Origin of the sequence: Prevotella corporis DSM 18810 = JCM 8529 (genome assembly GCF_000430525.1) — a bacterium.
GTDB lineage: Bacteria > Bacteroidota > Bacteroidia > Bacteroidales > Bacteroidaceae > Prevotella > Prevotella corporis.
Window position 1 is genome coordinate 1 of sequence record NZ_AUME01000012.1, and the last position, 19561, is coordinate 19561.

The following is a 19561-nucleotide window of genomic DNA, read 5'->3' on the forward strand; positions in this document are numbered from 1 at the left end:
CGGACTGTGCCACTCACTGCGCATAATCTTCGCCAAGAACACCATCAAGGATGCAGCCAGGCTCTCCATGGCACGGTGGTACAATAAAGTTGAAGAGGCAGACTTCCATTCATTCAATGTGATTGCTGCCACATTCTACGAGCATTATGATGAGATATTGAACTTCTATAACAACAGATCTTCGAATGCCATGGCAGAATCGTTCAATGCCAAAATTAAACTTTTCCGAGCCAATCTAAGAGGAGTGGCAGACAAGAAGTTCTTTTTATTCAGAATTGCAAAACTATATGCCTATCCCCATTGATTTTCTACTGAGCCATTAATATTCCAATTATGGCAAACGTTTACGTAGTTAAAGGACTTGCTGTTAAGTTGGGTATTCAGCCTGGTTTCAAGGTGAATAGCGAAATAAAGGCAGATGTAAAAACACCCGTTGGTGATGGTGCAAAATCTCGTGAAATTGAAGCAAAGTCGTTCGATTTTTCTCTTCCTGTAGGTATTTCTTACGAGTATGCAAATTTCCAGCTTGACGCAAGATATAACTTTGGCTTGACAAAGGTTTTTGATAATGGCGATTCTAAGAACAGCGTATTCCAGATTACTTTGGGTTATAAATTTGACCTGTAATAACAAGCATTCAATAAATAATTTAATGGGAACTTCCTCTTTGGCAGTTCCCATTTTTATTTAGTAATGAGCACGTAAATTATTTTTCAAAAAAATGTGGAAAGCTTTGGCTTTTCCGTAAAAAAACCTTACCTTTGCATTCGCAAAATCGAAATGAGCACCCTTAGCTCAGTTGGTAGAGCAACTGACTCTTAATCAGTGGGTCTAGGGTTCGAATCCCTAAGGGTGTACAAAAGTAATGAGGATATATCGAATTGATATATCCTCTTATTTTTTTAATCTATACTTCTTCTAAGCTTTGCTTTGTATATCATATGCCACCACCTGGACAAAGGTCTCCCCCAAATGGTTTCTGCTGGAAATTCAAAAGCAAAATGTAAATTTCTATATATCTCAACAAAGTATTGCTCATACACAGACTTGCCACTAAACGAGAAGCGTTTGTCATGAAAACCGAAATTGCCACTGAGGATAATTTCTTTTTCAAGTAACTTTCCTATCTTCTTATTTGGTTCCATGAGTAGATATTTATCCTCGAGTCCCAAATCTTCTTTCATGATATACATGACAGCAGATGCGAACTTAAACATATTAAAGCGTTTCAGATTGGCTATTGTCTCAGCTTTCTCATCGGTAGTGGTTCCTTGTTTTAGAAGATAGTAATAGTCTATCATTTGTCTCAGACCGATTCCTTCAAAGAAAAAATGATGCATGAGATGTGACATCTGGAATATCCTGTCAAAGTCTGGTGTTAGCGTATTGATAATGCCAATTTTTTCAGGAAGTTGCTTTTTGTTTTGAAACTGTTCTTTTTTATGCAGGTTAAAATACTTCCTCATTCTGTACTCATAGAAAAGGTTTCCCATGAATGATGGAAAGAAATGTAGCTCCACAGGAGTTTTAGAGTATCTTACTTGGATATGATGGTATCCTATTTCAGACTTTGCGTCTAATCGTCTTGCTATTTTTATGATTTCATCGGCAGCCGCATCTACCCACAAGTCAATATCCCCAGGGGTTCTCATAAATGGATCTGGATACATCAAAGCATTTGCTTGACCTTTCATCACACAGGTGTCTAAATCAAATTTTTCCTTAAAATCCTTTGTAATCTTTACAGCATCTTTATAAACTTGTCTATTTACCCTTTCTATATTGATATAATAATGGTAAAACATCATTATATATTTTGCATCGGGTTTAAATTGACTTTTCTCAAGTTTCTTTATTCCTTGGAATAGTATGCCCATGATGGTTTGTTCTCTACCAAATTGATACAAACCATCCCAATCCATTTTCATTATTGACTCCGGTTCTTTATAATTGTCGTTTAGACAGAACCTTACAAATTCAAAATAGTCATTGACTTTCTCGTTATATTCCATCTATAATTATAAAATATTATCTTTAATGGAATTAATAATAAATTGTACATCATCATCAGAAACCATCGGACCAGAGGGTAAACATAATCCAATTTTAAAAAGTTCCTCACTTACTCCATTTACATAGGCGGGACTATTTTTATATACCGGCTGTAAATGCATCGGCTTCCATAATGGACGACTTTCGATATTTACTTTGTCTAATGCATTACGCATAGCCTCTACGTTAGCATTCGGTTCGCATGAAGTATGTGCTTCACCTGTCGCGTGCACGACACCAGCAGCGCCTCCGACGGCATCTTTCACTGCTGTTGCATAGGCTTTTTCCATTCCCTTGACTTTCAGTGACGGGTCTAAGGTGATTGTATTCAACCAGAAATTAGAATCAAACTCCTTGCCTGGATTCTTATGGAAAGTTATACCATCAAAATTTTTGAAAGCTTCTTCATATATCTTTGCAACATGTTTGTGATGGGCTATATGTTCGTCCAGAACAGTCATTTGTCCTCGTCCTATGCCCGCACAAATATTGCTGAGGCGATAGTTATAACCAATTTCCTCATGTTGATAATAAGGGAATGCCTCTCGGGCTTGTGTTGCAAAAAACATGATTCGATTCTTTGTTTCCTCATCAGGACAAATCAGGGCACCACCGCCACTGGTCGTAATCATCTTATTCCCGTTAAAACTTAGCACGCCGTATTTCCCAAAAGTTCCAACTACTTGACCATTATAGCGCGAGCCAAGTCCTTCTGCTGCATCTTCAATTACTGGTATATCATATTTCTCAGCAATCCCCATGATTTCCTTAATCTTTGCAGGCATTCCATAGAGATAAACCACAATGATAGCCTTGGGTTTCTTACCAGTCTTCTCTATTCTGTCTTTGATTGCCGACTCCAAGAGGATTGGGTCCATATTCCAGCTATCTCGCTCTGAATCTACAAATACTGGTGTTGCACCAAGATAAGTTACAGGGTGTGAACTGGCACAGAATGTGAAGCTCTGACAAATCACCTCGTCACCCGCCTTAACACCTAAGGCTATCAATGAGAGATGAATAGCTGAGGTTCCTGAAGCCAAAGCTACTACTTGTTTATCCTCCAAGCTTTTATATCCTTTCAGCCAAAGTTTGTCAGGGTTATTTTCATGTGGCTCAATCCTTTGATGATAGCACTCATCAAAGATTGTTCTCTGCTTATCCTGTTTTTTTTCTATAGGAGCGTTTGACGATGCGATGAATCTTTTTAATTCGTCTTCAAATGCATTTACATTCGGTCCCAATGGTACAACCCAATTGGTGTCAAAAGCTTCCTGTATATACTTCATCTCATTGCCACTCATGTGGGCAAGACACAAATAAATTCTCTTATTCATATATCTCTTTCAATTTTTATAATGTGACACAACAACAGCTATCATACAAGTCATTAGCTGTTACAAGTCTAAAATATCACAATATCCCGTAGTTACATCTAGTAGCGTTTTCTATTTTATCATTGCAAAAATACAATAATAAATTGAATAGGTCTGAAAATAATCATTTGATTTTTCAACAACAAGCTACCACACGTGGCACTATCGTCGAAGGGCGATGTTGTTCAACAACGAATGACGCGAATTGAAAGCGAATGACGTTAACAAGACAATGAACCCAACCGGTCTCAATCCGTTTATTCCGCTTTCAATCGTTGTTGAAACAACCGAACATATCGAATCCGTGTTATTCGCAGTATGCTGGCGTTAATTGACTTATTCTGTTTATTGTCTTTCTTTTACTTCATTCGTTGTTGAAACAATCGAATTTGTGTCATTCGAGCGATTCGTTGTCGAAACGAAATCAAATGGTTGATTTCGCCAACAGCACCCTTTGGTTAAAATCTTTTACAACAACTGCTTTATAATTCGCGTATGTACAAACAAACTAATCCTTGCTTGCAAATACGCAAATTATGAGCGATATTTTATATCGCTCTATTACACAATGCATTATAAAGAAAGCACCAATAAAGGATGCTATTTTTCCGCCTTTTCTAACATTAACCCATTGCTTTAATCAAGCAATCTGTATGCATTAATACCCTTAACCCATGTTTATTGCATCACTAATCACACCAAATAGCAGCATTATTTCCGAGGTTTTACATAAGAAAGTGATTTTTCATGCCAAATAACCCCAGTAATACCTACTCTTTGCCTATTAAATTTTCCTATTGCACCTCTTTGCGACACCCTGTTTTATTGTTATTTTTTAAGACATTTCATGATTTCCTCCATGATAATACTTCATATTTCTCTTCCACCGTTGTATACCGTTTATATTTGAAAACTCTATTTATAACTTCTATAACATCTTCTAAAAGAACATCCTGTTCTTGTTTTTCACTTTTTATATATTCATCATATACTGGAACTACTTTAGATATACCATCTGCTCCGATAATATTTTTAATGACAGAAAAAGAACTCTTGAAACAATCGTCAATTATATCTATATATAAAATAATGGAATAGTCAGCATACACTCCATCGATATAATAGCCCTCTTTAGGCGTAAAAGAAAAATTTCCCAATGACCATGCAACTAATTTTCCATTAACAAGTTCTATGGGTAGAACATCATGAGTATGATTACAAATTACTATATCAGCACCTTCCTTAGTAATAACGTCTACTAAATATTTGGTATATTTTCCAACTTCATTATTAAATTGTCCACCTGAATGAAGACAAAATATTACAACATCAGAATTATTTTTTGCATCCTTAATTGTTTGCTTCATTTTATCAATATAAAACCGATTATGTTCTAAAGATATTTCTCTCTCATCTACACAATCAACTAAAGAAGATAAATAAAATCGTTGGTAAAAGCGATCTTGAATATTCCGTGGCATTAATGTCTTAAATATTTTTAAAAGACTACTTTTAAAAAAAGATCTATTTGGAATATGGTCTTGTTGCCTTGTAAGATTAACCATATAAGTTTCATCTTTGTCTAATATAACTTCATTTGTGGATGAATTTGTTCCATATGTATATGAAATAAAGGAAATTTTCTTATTTTTTATTTCTTTAACAAGAAAATTATTTTCCTTATATGTCATTTGGATGCCAGTAAAATCTAAATTATTTTTTCTTAAATTTATTATTGTCTGCCTCAAACCCTCAAGTCCTCTGTCTAAACAATGATTGTTAGCAGTTGTAAGAAGAGAGAAACCTGAGTCTCTTAGTGCTTTTAAAAAACATTCTGGAGTATTAAATTCAACGTGGCTTTTTGTATACTTTAATTCTTTATTCGCTATTGGAGTTTCTAAGCTGCCGCATACATAATCAGAATGAGCAAATAATGATTTGATGCCTTTAAAAACTACATCATAACCTATTTTTTTCTTTCGTATAATCTTATTTTGTCTCTTGTAACTTAATATGTCACCTGTAAACGCTAATCTCATATTATTCAATTCTTAAAAAGCCTCCTCCGGTGTGAAGGTTTTTATTTAGACCATCTATACAATTCATCTGTTTTTTATTAAGTTCAAAATCAAATATATTAATATTTTGTTTTAACTTAAATAATTTATTAGATCTCGGGATTGAAATAACATGCATTTGATACAGCCATCTCAAAATAACTTGAGCCACACTTCGATCAACCTCCTTTGCAATATCAACAAGAACTGGATCTGAAAGAATTTGCTTAGTTAACATACCCCTTCCAAATGGAGAATAAGCCTCAACTGTTATGTTACGTTGATTGCAATACTCTATAATATCTTTTCTTGTATTATATGGGCTTATTTCTATTTGATTTACCGCTGGTAGTATATCTGAAACTTCCGATAACTTTTTTAAATGTTCAGGCTTAAAAGATGACACACCAATTGCTCGAACTTTTCTTTCATTGTACAATTGTATTAATTCTTCCCACATCCATTCAAAACCATCAAATGGAAAATGAATCAAGTAAAGGTCAAGATAATCAGTTCCAAGACGTTGGCAGGTCTTTTCAAATGCTTTTTTTACAGATTTTGAGCGAAGTCTAATATTAAACCGAGGATGAAATGAGTAATAAAGATCATTAATATGTAACTTAGAAGTTAAAAACAATTCATCTCTATTAATATTATTTTGATTGATACCTATAGATATATCTCTCTCATTTTTATATAACCAAGCAGTATCGTACAGAGTATAACCCAAATCAAAAGTTTGCATTATTAATTCCTGAAGTGGTTTCCCTTTTAATGGAAATGTACCCAATCCTACCATCGGCATTTTAACTCCATTATTTAATAATGTATATTCCATAAAATTATTTATAATGTTTCATTATATAATCTAACACCTCGGGGGTCATGTTTCCAAACACTGGTCCGCCAGCAATTTGTACCGAACCTCCCCAATATAAATTGGTTTCTATTAAAAGAGGGTCTCCTTTATCATTGATCGTCAAATCCCAACTTATTAGTTTAGACACATGTATAAATCTTGGAGCTAATTTTTTAACCAAGTCTACGCATTTATTATAATTGGGAATAAAACATTCTGAAAAAACAACTCCATTAGGATGTTTTCTGTATTCATTAAGTTTGCTGTCAAAAGCAGTATCCATAAGTTGGCCGCTGGATTTAATACCACAAACCAAACCTCCACTATGTAAGTGATTAGTAATTGCATCTTTACCACCCATGATTATAACAGACGTGCACAAATAAAATTTTCCATCAAGCAACAAAGTAACCATTCTTAATGTATTTACACAAGTACTATTAAACTTGTTCAAAACATCATGCTGTTTTACAACGTCTTGTATTATCAGAAACTCTCCTTTATTAAGTATCTGACGTAATGTTTCATTTGAAGAACTTGAATCCCATTTCACGATACCACTCCCTGCGCATGCGTCAACAGAAGGCTTAATGATAATTTGCCCATTTGCTTTACATAAACTTATTGCATGATTTTCTGAAATAACATTATAATTTTTATCTAAGTAAACCCCATTCTCTTTCCTGCAAATTGTAGTCGGCTGAAGCACATCATAGAAATATAAATCATATAAATTTTTATCATCTAAAATTTTAGCCTTTTCCCCGTTAGAAAAGAAATTATCTACAATACAATAATAATAACTATCAGGTATATAATATTTTAAAGGGTAATTATAAATATTTGTTTTTTTATAAATATTAAACCACCGAATATCAAAAGACTTCTTTGTTCGGTAATCTATTAAATACGATTTCCAAAAATTTAATATGTCATCTTTTTCTGTTTTTAAAATTGGTTTACCATTTAATACTCCTTTTTTTAAATCATTATAACCATCTTTATACCTTGAATAAAAATTAGCTTGTTCATGGAATAGCTCTTTTATTTTTGACTTTAATTTAGCAATCATAATATTACTTATTTTACTATTTATAGATAATAAATGTCCGCCTCACTATATTAACGAAATTGTAAGCATTAGTTTTAGCTGACCATACATCAATAAATTTGGTTCTTTATCGTTTCGTGTGGGTATCCAGTTTTATATCTCTCGCCATAAGTATCTCATAGGCAAGAGGGCTTCTGCAGCCGTTTATATCCTTATCTCTGTTCTGTCTGTGAAGGCCATAGAATTTTGTCTCTTCGTAATACCATTACCAATGCCATGAATAATGGATTTAAATTTTCTCATCTTACCTACAAGAAATGTCATAGAGCCATAAATTTTATTCTATAATTTGCACTTCTAATTAGAATTAGCGAAACAATTAAAAGTCACAAGAAAATAAAAATGTTCAATTTATGTTTATTGGCAAGATTAAAAGCAATTTATATATTATCTCAAAATATAAAACACTCAAAACTTTTATACAACGTATTCTTTATCAATTTTATATTAGTACATATATGGCCTCACTTTTTCCCAGTAGCGATATGTGCCCTTGAATTCTAAGAACTCATAATCAGGATTATGATTCCCTTCAATCAGTTCACACTCCCCGTTCACTGAGATAGCCACGTCCCAACCAACAAAACGCACATGCGCAGCTTTTCCTGTGCCGAGTTACATACCTTTACAACCTTGTCCCAACATGGTATCTGAAAGCCAAGCATGAAAGTATTTGTGCCAGGATGGAAGAGTACATTTGGGTTAACCTTTGAAAGTGCCGATGAAATAATGCGACCTGTCGCCAAGTCCACTTCGTAGACACAGCCTCCCTGCGCATAGTTGTCTATGTCTGTATGCCCAACCCCAGCCCTGAACAAAGCCTTCACGATATGCGACTTGTTATTTTTTCTATCCAAAAGAGTTTCCACTCGCAACGTATTCACACTCGTGCTACCGAGACAAAGTGACGGGTCTTGAGTAATACATTCCTCTATCATATATTTACCCGTATTGAGTTTGCGGTAAAGAGGCGATATTCCTGCATCACTAATTTTGTCGAAATAGATCTTATGCACGCCCTCACCCTCACATGTATTATAAGGTTTTACGATAAGTACTTTTTTATCTTTCAATAATTTCTCAAAATCTGTCAATGACATTTCTGGCGAATAGAGCCAACTACGATGCACATATTCCGAAAAGAAACGATTAAACTCATGTTTGTTCTCTAGCACATGTATATCCTTTTTATAATTAAAATAATTTTGCGCTTTAAGATAACGTCGATAGGTCATGATTCGCTTTCTCTCAAACTCTCTACGCTTGTAAAAATTGCCTAGGACGTAATGCCTTATCAAGCATCCATGCCTTAATAGACACCAAGTGTAATCAACAAGAAGAAAGGGCATCGGGATGCGCTCTTCCCGGTGCAATTGCCAGAGCATTTTCCAGCACTTCTTGAAATAATCTGTGTAAAATGAAACTTTCATTTTTTTGAATTTGAACTGTACTTTCTTGTTCGATGATATTAACATATATAATGGTATGAACGATAGCATTTCGCTATTCATCATTAGCTAAATCTTTTCTTTCACCAAGTCTTTTTTGTCCACTATTACAACCCCGTCATACATCAGCATCAACACGTCTTCATTGTATTGTCTTATCATACTTTTGTTTTGAATGCCATTGATATTATTCATAATTAGTTTGAAGAAGTCCACCCCAGCGCCATAGGCATGTAGATAAGCTCCGCCAAAGCGAGGGTTAACCTCCGAGAGATAATACTCGCCATCCTTGTACCAAAAGTCCATGTCAACAGGACCATTAAACTCCAACACCTTGCAAATCTCCCGAACAAAGTCGAACAACCGCTCATCCTTAAAAGATATCGTCTTGCTTGCCCCTCCAATCTTCGTCTCAAGTTTATGTTTGGAAAAAACGGCCACGGGCTCATGAGAAATCGTGTCGATATATACATCCGCGTCACAGTCGTCGCAATCCATAAATTCTTGAATGATATAGGTGTACGCTCCCTCGTCAAAATATTCCCGAAGCTCCTCCAATGACTGCACCTTGTGGATTCCCACGCTGCCACTACCCGATATGGGTTTGATGAATACAGGGAAACTAATGTCTCCTTTCTTCAGTCCTTCTTCAAAAGAGGTTACGCTATCATAGGATAGAACCGTGCGTATACCTTTACCGGTAAGATATTTATAAAATTCAAATTTGTCAAAACAACGTGCTGCTGTTTTGCGCTCAGGACAAAGTGGCAAGATGCCATGTTGCAAAAACAGATCTCGGTTTTTGGACAGCAATTCTATCTCTGGATCTATCAATGTTGTAATGGCCTGAACACTATTTTCCTTGCATATCTGCAAGATTGTATCTATATAATGTTCATCTGTGATACGGGGTACCACATAATGTTTGTCAGCCACGTACAACGCGGGTGCTATGGGTGAGTTGTCCGCACAAATAATCCTGCAATCGTCGCCCAATGATTGTTTCAAGAATTTGAGCAATTGAACCCTGCGGCCGCAACTGCAAAAAAGAATCGTATTCATGTTTCTTAAGAAATTGATTTTCTAATAAATTCGTCTACTCCCCACTCTTTCCTGATGATAGTATAATCTCCATCGTTTCCTTTTAGATAGACCGTGGGCAGATAATGTATGAAGAGCGGCGTCAAAGCCATGGTGTACGCTCCCACTCTGTCAAAAATAATGCGGTCGCCCACGCTCAACGTGCCTTCTCCCTTAGGCAAAGTGAAAAGCCGGTCATATTCCAGGCACGTCAAACCGCCAACCACTTGCGGCTGACGGCAAAGCTGCGGAGTGTCTGCATGAACAAACCGCTTGAAATAATCTTCCTTGTGAAAAAACGGGTCCACGTCGTTTCGCGTACCATCTGTCGTTACGAATCGTTTGCCATCATGCTGCTTCACGTCAATGACGCTGCATACATAGCTGAAAGCCGATGAAAGCAATGCGTTGCCAGGTTCAACTACAAGGCGGACATTCGCGTATGGCGAGCCATCGAGAGCTGTGCGAAAACATCGCACATAATCATCAAACGTGGGTTTACTGGGCATCGGACCGAAGAAGCCTCCGCCAACGTCCCAATATTCAAGTTGCATGCGAAGGCCGGTCAGTATAGGCAACACGTACGCTATCACCCGTTGATAAAACCGCACACTACGTGTCTTGGGTTCTTTGTGCGTGTGTATGCCCACCAACCGCACATGCCGCTTCGCTCTTATCAGCTCCACGGCTTTTTGAAAATCACCCGACTCATAGGAAAAACCAAAGCGACTGTCGTCATTCTCACCAAAAGCATCCTCCTTAGAAATGGCCGTGGTGTTGATGTTCAACCTGATGCCTATCTCATATTTCTGATTCTTAGGAAAGTCGTCCAACCATTCTATCTCCCGCCACGTCTCAATGTTTACAATAGCACCATACTGTATAGCATCAAGGAATGTTTGTTTTGATTTTAAAGGCCCATTATAAATAATATGTCTTTTGTCAAAACCTATCTCCAAAGCCAATTCATACTCCTGAAAAGACACTACCTCGGCAAAACAGCCACTGTCTTTAGCCACCTTTAAACAATATGACAATGCGTTCGTTTTGACGGAATATCCTATTATACTATCATCAAACCGAGTGTCTAAAGCCTTTTGGAAGTCATTAATACATTTTGTCAACTCGTCTTTATCCAGGACAAAACATGGAGTTTTGAGATGCTGAACATCATTTTTAGTTATTACCATTAAACTCCTCCATTGTAGCTTTTACATTAGTATTATTGGTTGTTATCCCCTGTCTCGTCAGTACCGACTTGATTGAAATTAGAATTACTCGTATATCTGTCCATATAGACAGATGATCGACATACCAAACATCATATTTGAATCTTTCCGTCCATGACAAGTTATTACGTCCGTGACATTGCGCCCACCCCGTAATTCCGGGTCTGACCTCATGTCTGCGCATTTGTTCTTCAGAATAAAGTGGAAGATATTTCACCAACAATGGGCGAGGTCCTATAAATGACATATCTCCCTTTAAAACATTAAACAACTGTGGCAACTCGTCCAATGACGTGTTGCGCACAAATCGTCCCACTTTAGTTATGCGAAGTGTATCTAATAATAATTTTCCATCAGGGCCTCGCTTATCATTCATCGTTTTAAATTTGATGACCTTAAATATTTTGCCATATCTACCCGGGCGCTCTTGCAAAAAGATAGCACCCGCTCCCTCATTAGCAATGAGTAGCAAAAGATATACTAACAAGAGTATCGGACAGAGACAAATGATGGCTAATAAAGCGAGAATAAAATCAAATGTCCTTTTAAAAAAGTTCCTGTACATTATTCGTGATAATCGTCTTTCGTTCCCCACAATTTTGCAAAAGGCTCCGTTTCCATCTCGTGCTTGAAATCTCGAAGTTGGTCAATGTAAGAATATTTAGGCTTCCAGTTCAACTCGTTAAAAGTCTTGCTCGCATCAAACGCATTTTCAAGCGGATCTGGCTTTTCTGGTACATAAGTTATCTCTGATGGATGATCTTTTGGAGAAAAAACTTCTACGATTCCTCTAATTTGTTCCTCCAATGATACTTGCCAACCATTGCCTACATTGTAGATTCCACCCTCGATTTCAGATTTTACACAGTTTGAAACGAGTTCAACAAAATCTTTGATATAAACCATCTCTTTCTCCTTAGAAGCATCTCCCCATATCTCTATAGGCAGACTGTGAGCTGCTCTGTCCATAAGCATCCTGTATGGCATCATCCTACGTTTATAATTTGCATAGTGATAAGCATTGGGATGATATTGGTAGATGGTAAAGAATCGAAGAACAAAACGTGAAAAACCATACGTGCTATGAAAATATTCTATCAAGTCTACAGCAGCATTTTTTGCTATGACATACACTGCATGATCTCCTGTCTTTGGGAAGCCACGCTGTAAATCAGCTGCTAACTTACCACCGTTCTTCATCATTTCAAAATGTTCTGCGAGATCGTAAGGTGTTTGTGGAAATATCATCTTCTTACAATTATGTTCCCTCATAAACATGAGAACATGAAGCGTACCGATTGTTATTGAATCCAATAAATCTCTCGGATCATACTCATAGCGAGATGGCAGGCTACCTGCAAAATGACATACAGCATGCACGTCTCCAATCTCCTTAAGCACGTCAAAAGAAGCTTTTTCCTTGATATTAACAGAATAATAGCTCATTCCATGCTCAGCGAAAAAGCCATTATCGCTTTTCCTTCCTCCTACCGCAACGACATTATATCCATCGTCTTTTAATTTCATGCTTACGTATGCTCCCAAATTGCCTGTTGCACCAAAAACAACTACTGTCTTCATTACTATTTTGATTTAAACGTTTCGATTGCTTACTAAATATTATACATTCTCTGTTGGAAAGAGCATGTTATAGGCAGATTTTTCCGTCACTAACATTTCAATTAAGGGCGGTTCTATAAATTAGCTTTGACAGATTGTGAGGCTATTTTTGAGGTCAATTTGTTTGTGAGTGAAGGAGTATAGCGGGCTATACGACTGAACGAACAAGCAAATTGAACCAAAAAGGGTCCACAAGACGACAAGACGTAAAAAGACTGACATAAAAAAATTACGGTGGTAATTTATAGAACCGCCCTTAATAGTTCATGCCAAAATACCACAGCGGTATCTCGATGCCATGTCCAGTCTCGATATCGTCTTTTACGATAAATGCTTCTCTGTGCTATATCAAAGCATCTCATCCATGTATTGATATAGTATGGTGTCTATCATCGTTTGATGTCTTGATTGCCCACAAAGTTAGCAAAAATCCCTCACACAGTGACCATTTGTGCAAAAACAATCCCTGTATGAGGGATGGTTTTGTACAACTTCGTCCCTCATACAGGGATTTTTCTTAATCACAGCTCAGCATACCTTTGCCTCATCGCCTCCCACACATCACGCTGCTCATAGCGTTCTTGGATTAACCTCCTGCTGTTGGCAGCCATCATGTTGGTGTTGTCGGCGTTCTTGATCAAATCGCACATCGAATGGTAGAGCGCTTTGGGCATGGGCGAGGAGAAACCGTCTGCTTGAGGGTCGTCCGATGCAAACTGTATGAGATGGCCGTGACTATCAACCGGCGCTGGGATGATGACCCCATTCTCACCATCGATAATGATCTCGTTGCAACCATTGATGTTGGTGACGATGCAAGGCAACTCCATCGCCCCCGCCTCCATGGGCACATTGGGAAAACCCTCTCTGTAACTCGGAAACACCAACGCGTCGGCCGCAATCAGGTAGGGGCGTACGTCTTTTTGGAGTCCTGCATAGAACACGGCAGCGGAGTCACTCAAAAAACGTTGTGCCTCCGGAGTGATATTGCCACCGCTCTGCACCTCCTTTTCTCCCACAATCAGGAGTTTGGGTTGCTGCGACAGGTCAGCGGAATGCCCCACCAATCGACTCATCACCTCCGCCAACTCATTAATGCCCTTGTCTCTCACCATACGAGCTATAAGGATAAAAACGAAATCATTGTCTGTATATCCCAACTTTTGGCGCATATACCGGCGCCCGTCAAAGGGCGTGGCATCCGCCATCAACCGCGTTTCCTTGTTCTCCGCTCGCAGCAACTCGCTCGTGGCCTCGCGTGACAGATATGAGGTGTCCTTCCCATTGATGTTGCCATGATGTACCACTTGCAGTTGCTTCCCTGTGATTCTGTCCTCCCTCAACGCTCGTTTCACACCCTCGCCTTCGGGTATGACATGGTTGGCGCAGCAGCATGTCACGCGTTCCATCGTCTTCAATATAGTGCGCAGCATGCCGGTCGTGGCTTGATAGCGCAGACCCGTCACAGTGTATATACGATTCGGCACGCGCGCGGCCCATGCAGCCACCATAGCCAACAACGACCCTTTGGGCGTGTTGGCATGTACGCACCACGGCTTTTCTCGCCTAAAAAGTCGCCACAAAAACCACAAGGCCTTAATATCCTTGCCTATGCTGATAGGTCGTTCCAGAGGAGCATCAATAACACGTATGCCCTCGCGCGCGGCCACCTCGTCAAGCACGCCGGTGTCCTTGGCTACTCCCACCACCTCATAATATTGATTGAGATATTTGAGTTGCCCCCTTAGCAGCGAGTTCAAGCTGATGTCGGCCGTTGTTACACGAATTAGTTTCATATTATATATCGTTCTACTATCAAAATTCTATACGTTCAAAATGAACATCACCTATCCGTGCCGCATATTCGGGAAAGGCACTCTTCCACATGCCCTCATGCCACAAACTGTAAACCTTCTGTGCCTGTGCCATGAGATAGTAGTCCGTAAACATTTTGATATTCTCACCATCATTTGTCTGACCCGCTGTATCGATGTGCTTCGCCGTACCGGGTACGATATAAACATCCGGAATTTCCTTTTGAACGTAATGAATAAAGTGCATACTATCAGATGCTATCATCACTCTGAAATGTCGTCCATACGTCGATTCTTCCCTCATTATAATTTTCCTGATAGCACTAATTGCATTCTCTTTTAAACTTTCCTGGGCCTTCAAAGGCAACTCAGGATTTACATCTGTTTCCGTCTTGTCTCCAAGAAGATTCATAAACCGCGTATGAATTGCTATATAATCATTTCCTATTTCTGACTGATACAAATCCAAATACTGTTGTAAATATGATGTTGGTTTAAACAACTCACGATATAATTTGCCCCATTCGAAATTACAGTTATAGTTTTTGTTCACCTCTTTCAGAGAGTCGTAGCCATAATAGAAATGCGTCTCCTGTTTCCTATTTTTGAAAAGACGTACAGGACTTTTGTATTCTCCATAAGCAATAACCGTCTGATGTGTAAATAAGTTAAAGTTCATTGACTTTTCATCTATAGTCCAATCCACGTCTACAGGTTCAAGATATTTACGTAAATCAAACGGATATGTCCAATTTATCTTGAAATCTTTTTTCTGTGCTTTAGCAACAGCATAGACGGTTATAGCCCCTTTCAGACGATCAAACATCCCCCCATGATGAATTCGCCCATCCACCATGAATATATAGTTACCCGATTTTCTTGTCCGACCCCATAATCCAGAGCGACTGCGGAATTTCAGTTTAGGTTCTCGCCAACAAACATCCAATAGTTTAATTAAGATACCCCTAATCATTTTTGTTCGTATACATTTTTGTAACCTTCTATCATCTTGCTAATATCATAATTGAAGGCGCGTTTTCTACATTGCATTGCCGTCTGCTCATAAAAGGAAGCATCTTTGCTCAGGTGCATTATTAAAGACGCCAGCTCACCGACATCCCCGGGGTGGAACAAAAGTCCGGCATCTTTTACGACCTCTCTCAGTCCATCAACATCTGAAGCTATTACCGGTTTCCCAGCTGCCATTCCTTCAACGGCAGCCAATCCAAATCCTTCCCAATGAGAAGAAAGCACCACAATATTCGAGGCTTTCAACATTTGAGGGATATCGGCTCTATTTCCCCAAAATATTATATCTTTCTTCTGTAAAGTCCGATTTGCATAGTCCTGCATTTTGTCTCTTAAGTCACCATCACCAATCAACCATAATTGGAACTTATCCCGAGGCAAGCGATTCATGGCATCTATTAGCGTTTTATGGTCCTTCTGTGCTCTGAAAGCTCCCACCATAGTGATGACTATTTTATCTGCAGGACATATGTCGTATGCCACCTGGGCTTTTTGGAAAGAAGCGACGTCTATACCATTGCTAATCGTAATCAATCTAAATGAGGATTTGTTATTATTCAGATAAATTCTAAGACGCTCCTCTGTTTTTGGACTTATACATATAATTTTCTCATATCTTTCGTACATCCATCTATCTATCACTCTCAACAACGGATTCTTTCGTTTTCTGTTATCCGTATTGTGTTCCGTTGTGACCAATCGTTTTCTCAAACCAATATTAGCAATAGCAGCAAACAATTGAGGAGATGAATTGTGTGTGTGGATTACATCATATCCTTTCATAATACGTCTAAGCTTTAGAATATATCCTGGATTATAAAAACATCGTTTTCTTGATAACGAATAGATTACACATCCAGATGATCCAAGCTCTCTATAAAGGGCTGTTTCTTCTCCATCTAAAAGACAAACATCTACTTCATAACCTTGATTGCGCAACATCTGTGTTATTTGCACAACAAGATGTTCTGCACCCCCGATCATTAGTGATGTTATGATTTGGAGTACTCTCATGACAAAATAAAATTGGGAATAGTCCTAAATATTTTCTTAGCTTCTTTATATCCGTCCATATTACCTTTTATAAAATCTGTAACAACCCGAAAGTTTGCAGATAAGATAGCAAAAACAAGATGAACAAGTAATTGCTCTATTTGCTTAACCGAAAAACTGACGAGAATCCTTTTCTTTTGCCATCCATTTAAATTATTTAAATCATAACAACTTCTATACCATAGAAGAAACATGGCTTTTGCTCGCCGGTAATACTTGTCATTGGACTCCTGAAACAGACTGCTTGAACTTTTTGCATCCATGTGAACAGCTCCGCTATCATAAGAAACCAATAACCGAAAGCCGTTTTTATATAGTTTTTGAAACATAAGTTGGTCATCACCAAAAGCAAAGCCCATCCGGTCTAACCACAACTCATCAGGATAATGAATCCTCAATAAAGCGCCTTTTCTCCATAATGATATTGGCCCCGCAGCACTTTGAGAATGGTAAGCGCTCTTAGAGGGGTTACCATTATACGAAAAGCTTGCATTATCCAATACTTTAAACGCCCATTCGTCATCTTTACGTGGATAACTAAAATTAGTGATATAATTATATATTTTTGTTTTCAAATTATCCTCATGAGGCCTGAAAACATCCGCTGCTATACAATCACCCTGTTGTTCGTTTAATTCTTTATACAATGTTTCAACACAGTTCTCCGCCATAAAGACATCATCATCAAGAAGCAAAATCCATTCTGTTTGTATTTCCTTATAATCTATTGCTCTTTGAGCAACCATACCCTTCTTGACATAAACATATTCTTCGTCTTCAATCCTAAAATCAGGCAATTTGTATCCTTCTGCGATATAAAGTAAGACTTTTTTAGGCCTTATCGTCTGTTTATAGATGGAACACAATTCTTTTTTTAATCTATCTCCTGATTTTCCAAGCGTTCGTATGGCAACACTGTACTCTACCATGTCTTACTTATTATACTTATAATTCCAATACAAATACACCAAATAGCCTATAGGGTAACAAATGAGCAGCAAGGACTTATATGGAATATCAAACGTTTCCTTGAAATTCTTATGCGAGAAAAAGGAATATACAGAATATAATATTCCACTTTTAATCCTATCCCTCATAGGATATGTTTTATCCATTAATATCAAATTAAATGCCATTCCGCCTTTCGGACATTTTATTCGAAGCCTTCGCCCGGATTTAGTTAACCCACCTTCCAAATATTCTGTTAGATATATTATTTTATTTATAAACAACATATCAGCTATTTTAGAAATTTGGAGCCAAAGATAACTTTCAACGAGAAATTTTTCACCTTTATAAACTGGGAATCTGTAACGCTTCAAGTATTTTGTTGCCCACACCTCGGCCTTATCCCCATACACTTTTTTATTCACTCTGACATCAGCAAAACTATCTATGAGCTTGTCTTTCGGGAATATATCGCCGATTGGAACTTCTTGGGAATATCCTCTGAGATAAGATATACCACATAAATCCTTACCCTTGACTTTTCTCCAATCCTCTTCTATTGTTTCAATAGCATTATTAGTCAAGGTGTCGTCACTATCTACAATAAAAAAAAGCTCCGTTTCAACGATGTCAATAGCAAGATTCAGTGCAGTATGCTTCCCTCCGTTCTCTTTTCTTTGATATTCTATATTAAAAATATCAGATTTCATTCCGTTTACAACATCTGTTGTATTATCGGTCGAACCATCGTCTATAATCAGCCAAGTGAATCCCCCCACAGTTTGACTACACAAGCTCCTGTAAAGGGTTTGCAAATGAGTGGCTCTATTATAAGTTGGTGTTACCACTGTCACTCCGTTTTCCATACTTTTTTCTTTATTCTATTGATATAATAAGGGACTATGATATAATCAAAGATACCACTACAAAATCTGTATATAAAAAAATTATATAGTGATAAATTCATCAGGAAACATTGTATCTTTACCCTTGGAGATTGATTCCATACCATAAAAGGATAGAATTTATTTTTGACGATACGCTTCTTTAATAGCTTGAACTCAGACCTCTTATAGTCAGACGTGAACATACGTGTCCAAGTGGACTGCTTTTTAAAGTTAATAGATGAGAGACAGGCAGACAAAGCTTCTTCATCTTCACGAATAATAGAAGTCATAAGTTCTCTCATCACATCCTCATACGAGAGCAAATTATGATCTGTGCAAATTCTGGAATGTTCTCTATCTCTTTTATTAATCGCGCTCCCCTCTCTTAATACATATCGATAAATGTTAGCTTGGTTTGAAACCACGTAAGGATTATGTAAGAAAACAGTGGATACGAACAGCACATCTTCCGAGAATCTATAGTTCTTAAACCGAATTTTATTCTCGTTTAAAAAGGTTCTACGATAAAGAAACGTCCAAATAAAAGCAGGGAGTCCTCCTCTTCTAATCATTTCCAACGCCGGAGCGTCGTAGACTATCTGATTAACAATAGGCTTAACATTTCGCCCATCATAATCTGAAAAATAGCGTACAACGTCTATATCTTTTCTATCCCATATAGGTTTTAAGACTTCGTGCATGCCGTTCTCTAAAAGATAGTCGTCTGAGTCAACAAATGCAATATATTCACCCAATGCATTATCTATCCCTTTATTCCTTGCAATGCCTACACCAGAGTTCGGTTGTGAAAAAACACGTATGTTAGCATACCTGTCAGCATAGTCTGTGCATAAACCTAAAGAACGGTCAGTGCTCCCATCATTGATAAGCAATATTTCATAATCTTCATCCTTTAAGCCTTGATTCAGCAAAGACGATAGGCATTTGGGAAGATATTTTTCTACATTATATACTGGAACTATTATACTTAATTTCAT

At 37.6% G+C, this 19561-nt stretch carries 17 protein-coding genes, 1 tRNA gene and 1 pseudogene; 3 read left to right on the plus strand and 16 right to left on the minus strand.

The genetic code is table 11. The features are described 5' to 3' along the window. From H515_RS0103835 to H515_RS0103845, 3 genes and pseudogenes are all read left to right on the plus strand, one after another. Positions 1-304 (plus strand): transposase (locus tag H515_RS0103835; RefSeq protein ID WP_028901607.1); only part of this gene is annotated, 304 nt, incomplete at its 5' end. Between the two features lie 14 nt (positions 305-318). Beyond that, positions 319-627: pseudogene (locus H515_RS12910) on the plus strand (outer membrane beta-barrel protein); the annotation flags it as partial. 157 nt (positions 628-784) lie between these two features. Continuing rightward, positions 785-857, plus strand: a tRNA-Lys gene (locus H515_RS0103845). 45 nt (positions 858-902) lie between these two features. Here H515_RS0103845 and H515_RS0103850 read toward each other — a convergent pair. From H515_RS0103850 to H515_RS0103925, 16 genes are all read right to left on the minus strand, one after another. Beyond that, positions 903-2012: a nucleotidyltransferase family protein gene (locus H515_RS0103850; RefSeq protein ID WP_025875778.1), complete on the minus strand. Its 1110-nt coding sequence runs from the start codon at positions 2010-2012 to the stop codon at positions 903-905. A gap of 6 nt (positions 2013-2018) precedes the next feature. Continuing rightward, entirely contained in the window at positions 2019-3389 is a 1371-nt protein-coding gene (locus H515_RS0103855; RefSeq protein WP_025875776.1) for a DegT/DnrJ/EryC1/StrS family aminotransferase, read from the minus strand. A gap of 884 nt (positions 3390-4273) precedes the next feature. Further along, positions 4274-5467 (minus strand): CapA family protein, encoded by a 1194-nt coding sequence (locus H515_RS13710; RefSeq protein WP_025875774.1) that lies wholly within the window; start codon positions 5465-5467, stop codon positions 4274-4276. A 1-nt stretch (position 5468) separates the two neighbouring features. Continuing rightward, a complete protein-coding gene (locus H515_RS0103865) occupies positions 5469-6323 on the minus strand; it encodes an aldo/keto reductase family protein (RefSeq protein ID WP_025875772.1) in 855 nt (284 codons plus the stop codon). Positions 6324-6327: 4 nt separating this feature from the next. Further along, positions 6328-7416 (minus strand): sugar-transfer associated ATP-grasp domain-containing protein, encoded by a 1089-nt coding sequence (locus H515_RS0103870; protein WP_025875770.1) that lies wholly within the window; start codon positions 7414-7416, stop codon positions 6328-6330. 593 nt (positions 7417-8009) lie between these two features. Then, a complete protein-coding gene (locus tag H515_RS12920) occupies positions 8010-8885 on the minus strand; it encodes a sugar-transfer associated ATP-grasp domain-containing protein (RefSeq protein WP_244870058.1) in 876 nt (291 codons plus the stop codon). A gap of 87 nt (positions 8886-8972) precedes the next feature. Beyond that, positions 8973-9965: an ATP-grasp domain-containing protein gene (locus H515_RS0103880; protein ID WP_025875768.1), complete on the minus strand. Its 993-nt coding sequence runs from the start codon at positions 9963-9965 to the stop codon at positions 8973-8975. 5 nt (positions 9966-9970) lie between these two features. After that, positions 9971-11173: a type III PLP-dependent enzyme domain-containing protein gene (locus tag H515_RS0103885; protein WP_028901608.1), complete on the minus strand. Its 1203-nt coding sequence runs from the start codon at positions 11171-11173 to the stop codon at positions 9971-9973. Beyond that, on the minus strand, positions 11160-11777 hold the full coding sequence (locus H515_RS0103890; RefSeq protein WP_025875766.1) for a sugar transferase: 618 nt from the start codon (positions 11775-11777) through the stop codon (positions 11160-11162). The genes H515_RS0103885 and H515_RS0103890 overlap by 14 nt, the downstream gene beginning before the upstream one ends. After that, positions 11777-12793 carry an NAD-dependent epimerase/dehydratase family protein gene (locus H515_RS0103895; protein WP_025875764.1) on the minus strand — a complete coding sequence of 339 codons (1017 nt, stop codon included), beginning with the start codon at positions 12791-12793 and terminating at the stop codon, positions 11777-11779. The genes H515_RS0103890 and H515_RS0103895 overlap by 1 nt, the downstream gene beginning before the upstream one ends. Before the next feature lie 560 nt (positions 12794-13353). Then, the gene (locus tag H515_RS0103900) at positions 13354-14628 is read right to left on the minus strand and encodes a glycosyltransferase family 4 protein (protein ID WP_036891488.1); all 1275 of its coding nucleotides are present in this window, start codon (positions 14626-14628) and stop codon (positions 13354-13356) included. A gap of 19 nt (positions 14629-14647) precedes the next feature. Further along, positions 14648-15619, minus strand: a complete 972-nt coding sequence (locus H515_RS0103905; RefSeq protein ID WP_025875762.1) for an O-fucosyltransferase family protein — start codon at positions 15617-15619, stop codon at positions 14648-14650. Further along, complete coding sequence (locus H515_RS0103910; protein ID WP_238300102.1) at positions 15616-16659, minus strand: glycosyltransferase family 4 protein; 1044 nt, start codon at positions 16657-16659, stop codon at positions 15616-15618. The genes H515_RS0103905 and H515_RS0103910 overlap by 4 nt, the downstream gene beginning before the upstream one ends. Before the next feature lie 26 nt (positions 16660-16685). Then, positions 16686-17657: a glycosyltransferase family protein gene (locus tag H515_RS0103915; RefSeq protein ID WP_025875758.1), complete on the minus strand. Its 972-nt coding sequence runs from the start codon at positions 17655-17657 to the stop codon at positions 16686-16688. Between the two features lie 3 nt (positions 17658-17660). Next, positions 17661-18542 carry a glycosyltransferase family 2 protein gene (locus H515_RS0103920; RefSeq protein WP_025875756.1) on the minus strand — a complete coding sequence of 294 codons (882 nt, stop codon included), beginning with the start codon at positions 18540-18542 and terminating at the stop codon, positions 17661-17663. Next, positions 18527-19561 carry a glycosyltransferase gene (locus tag H515_RS0103925; protein WP_028901610.1) on the minus strand — a complete coding sequence of 345 codons (1035 nt, stop codon included), beginning with the start codon at positions 19559-19561 and terminating at the stop codon, positions 18527-18529. Before H515_RS0103925 ends, H515_RS0103920 begins: the two co-directional genes overlap by 16 nt.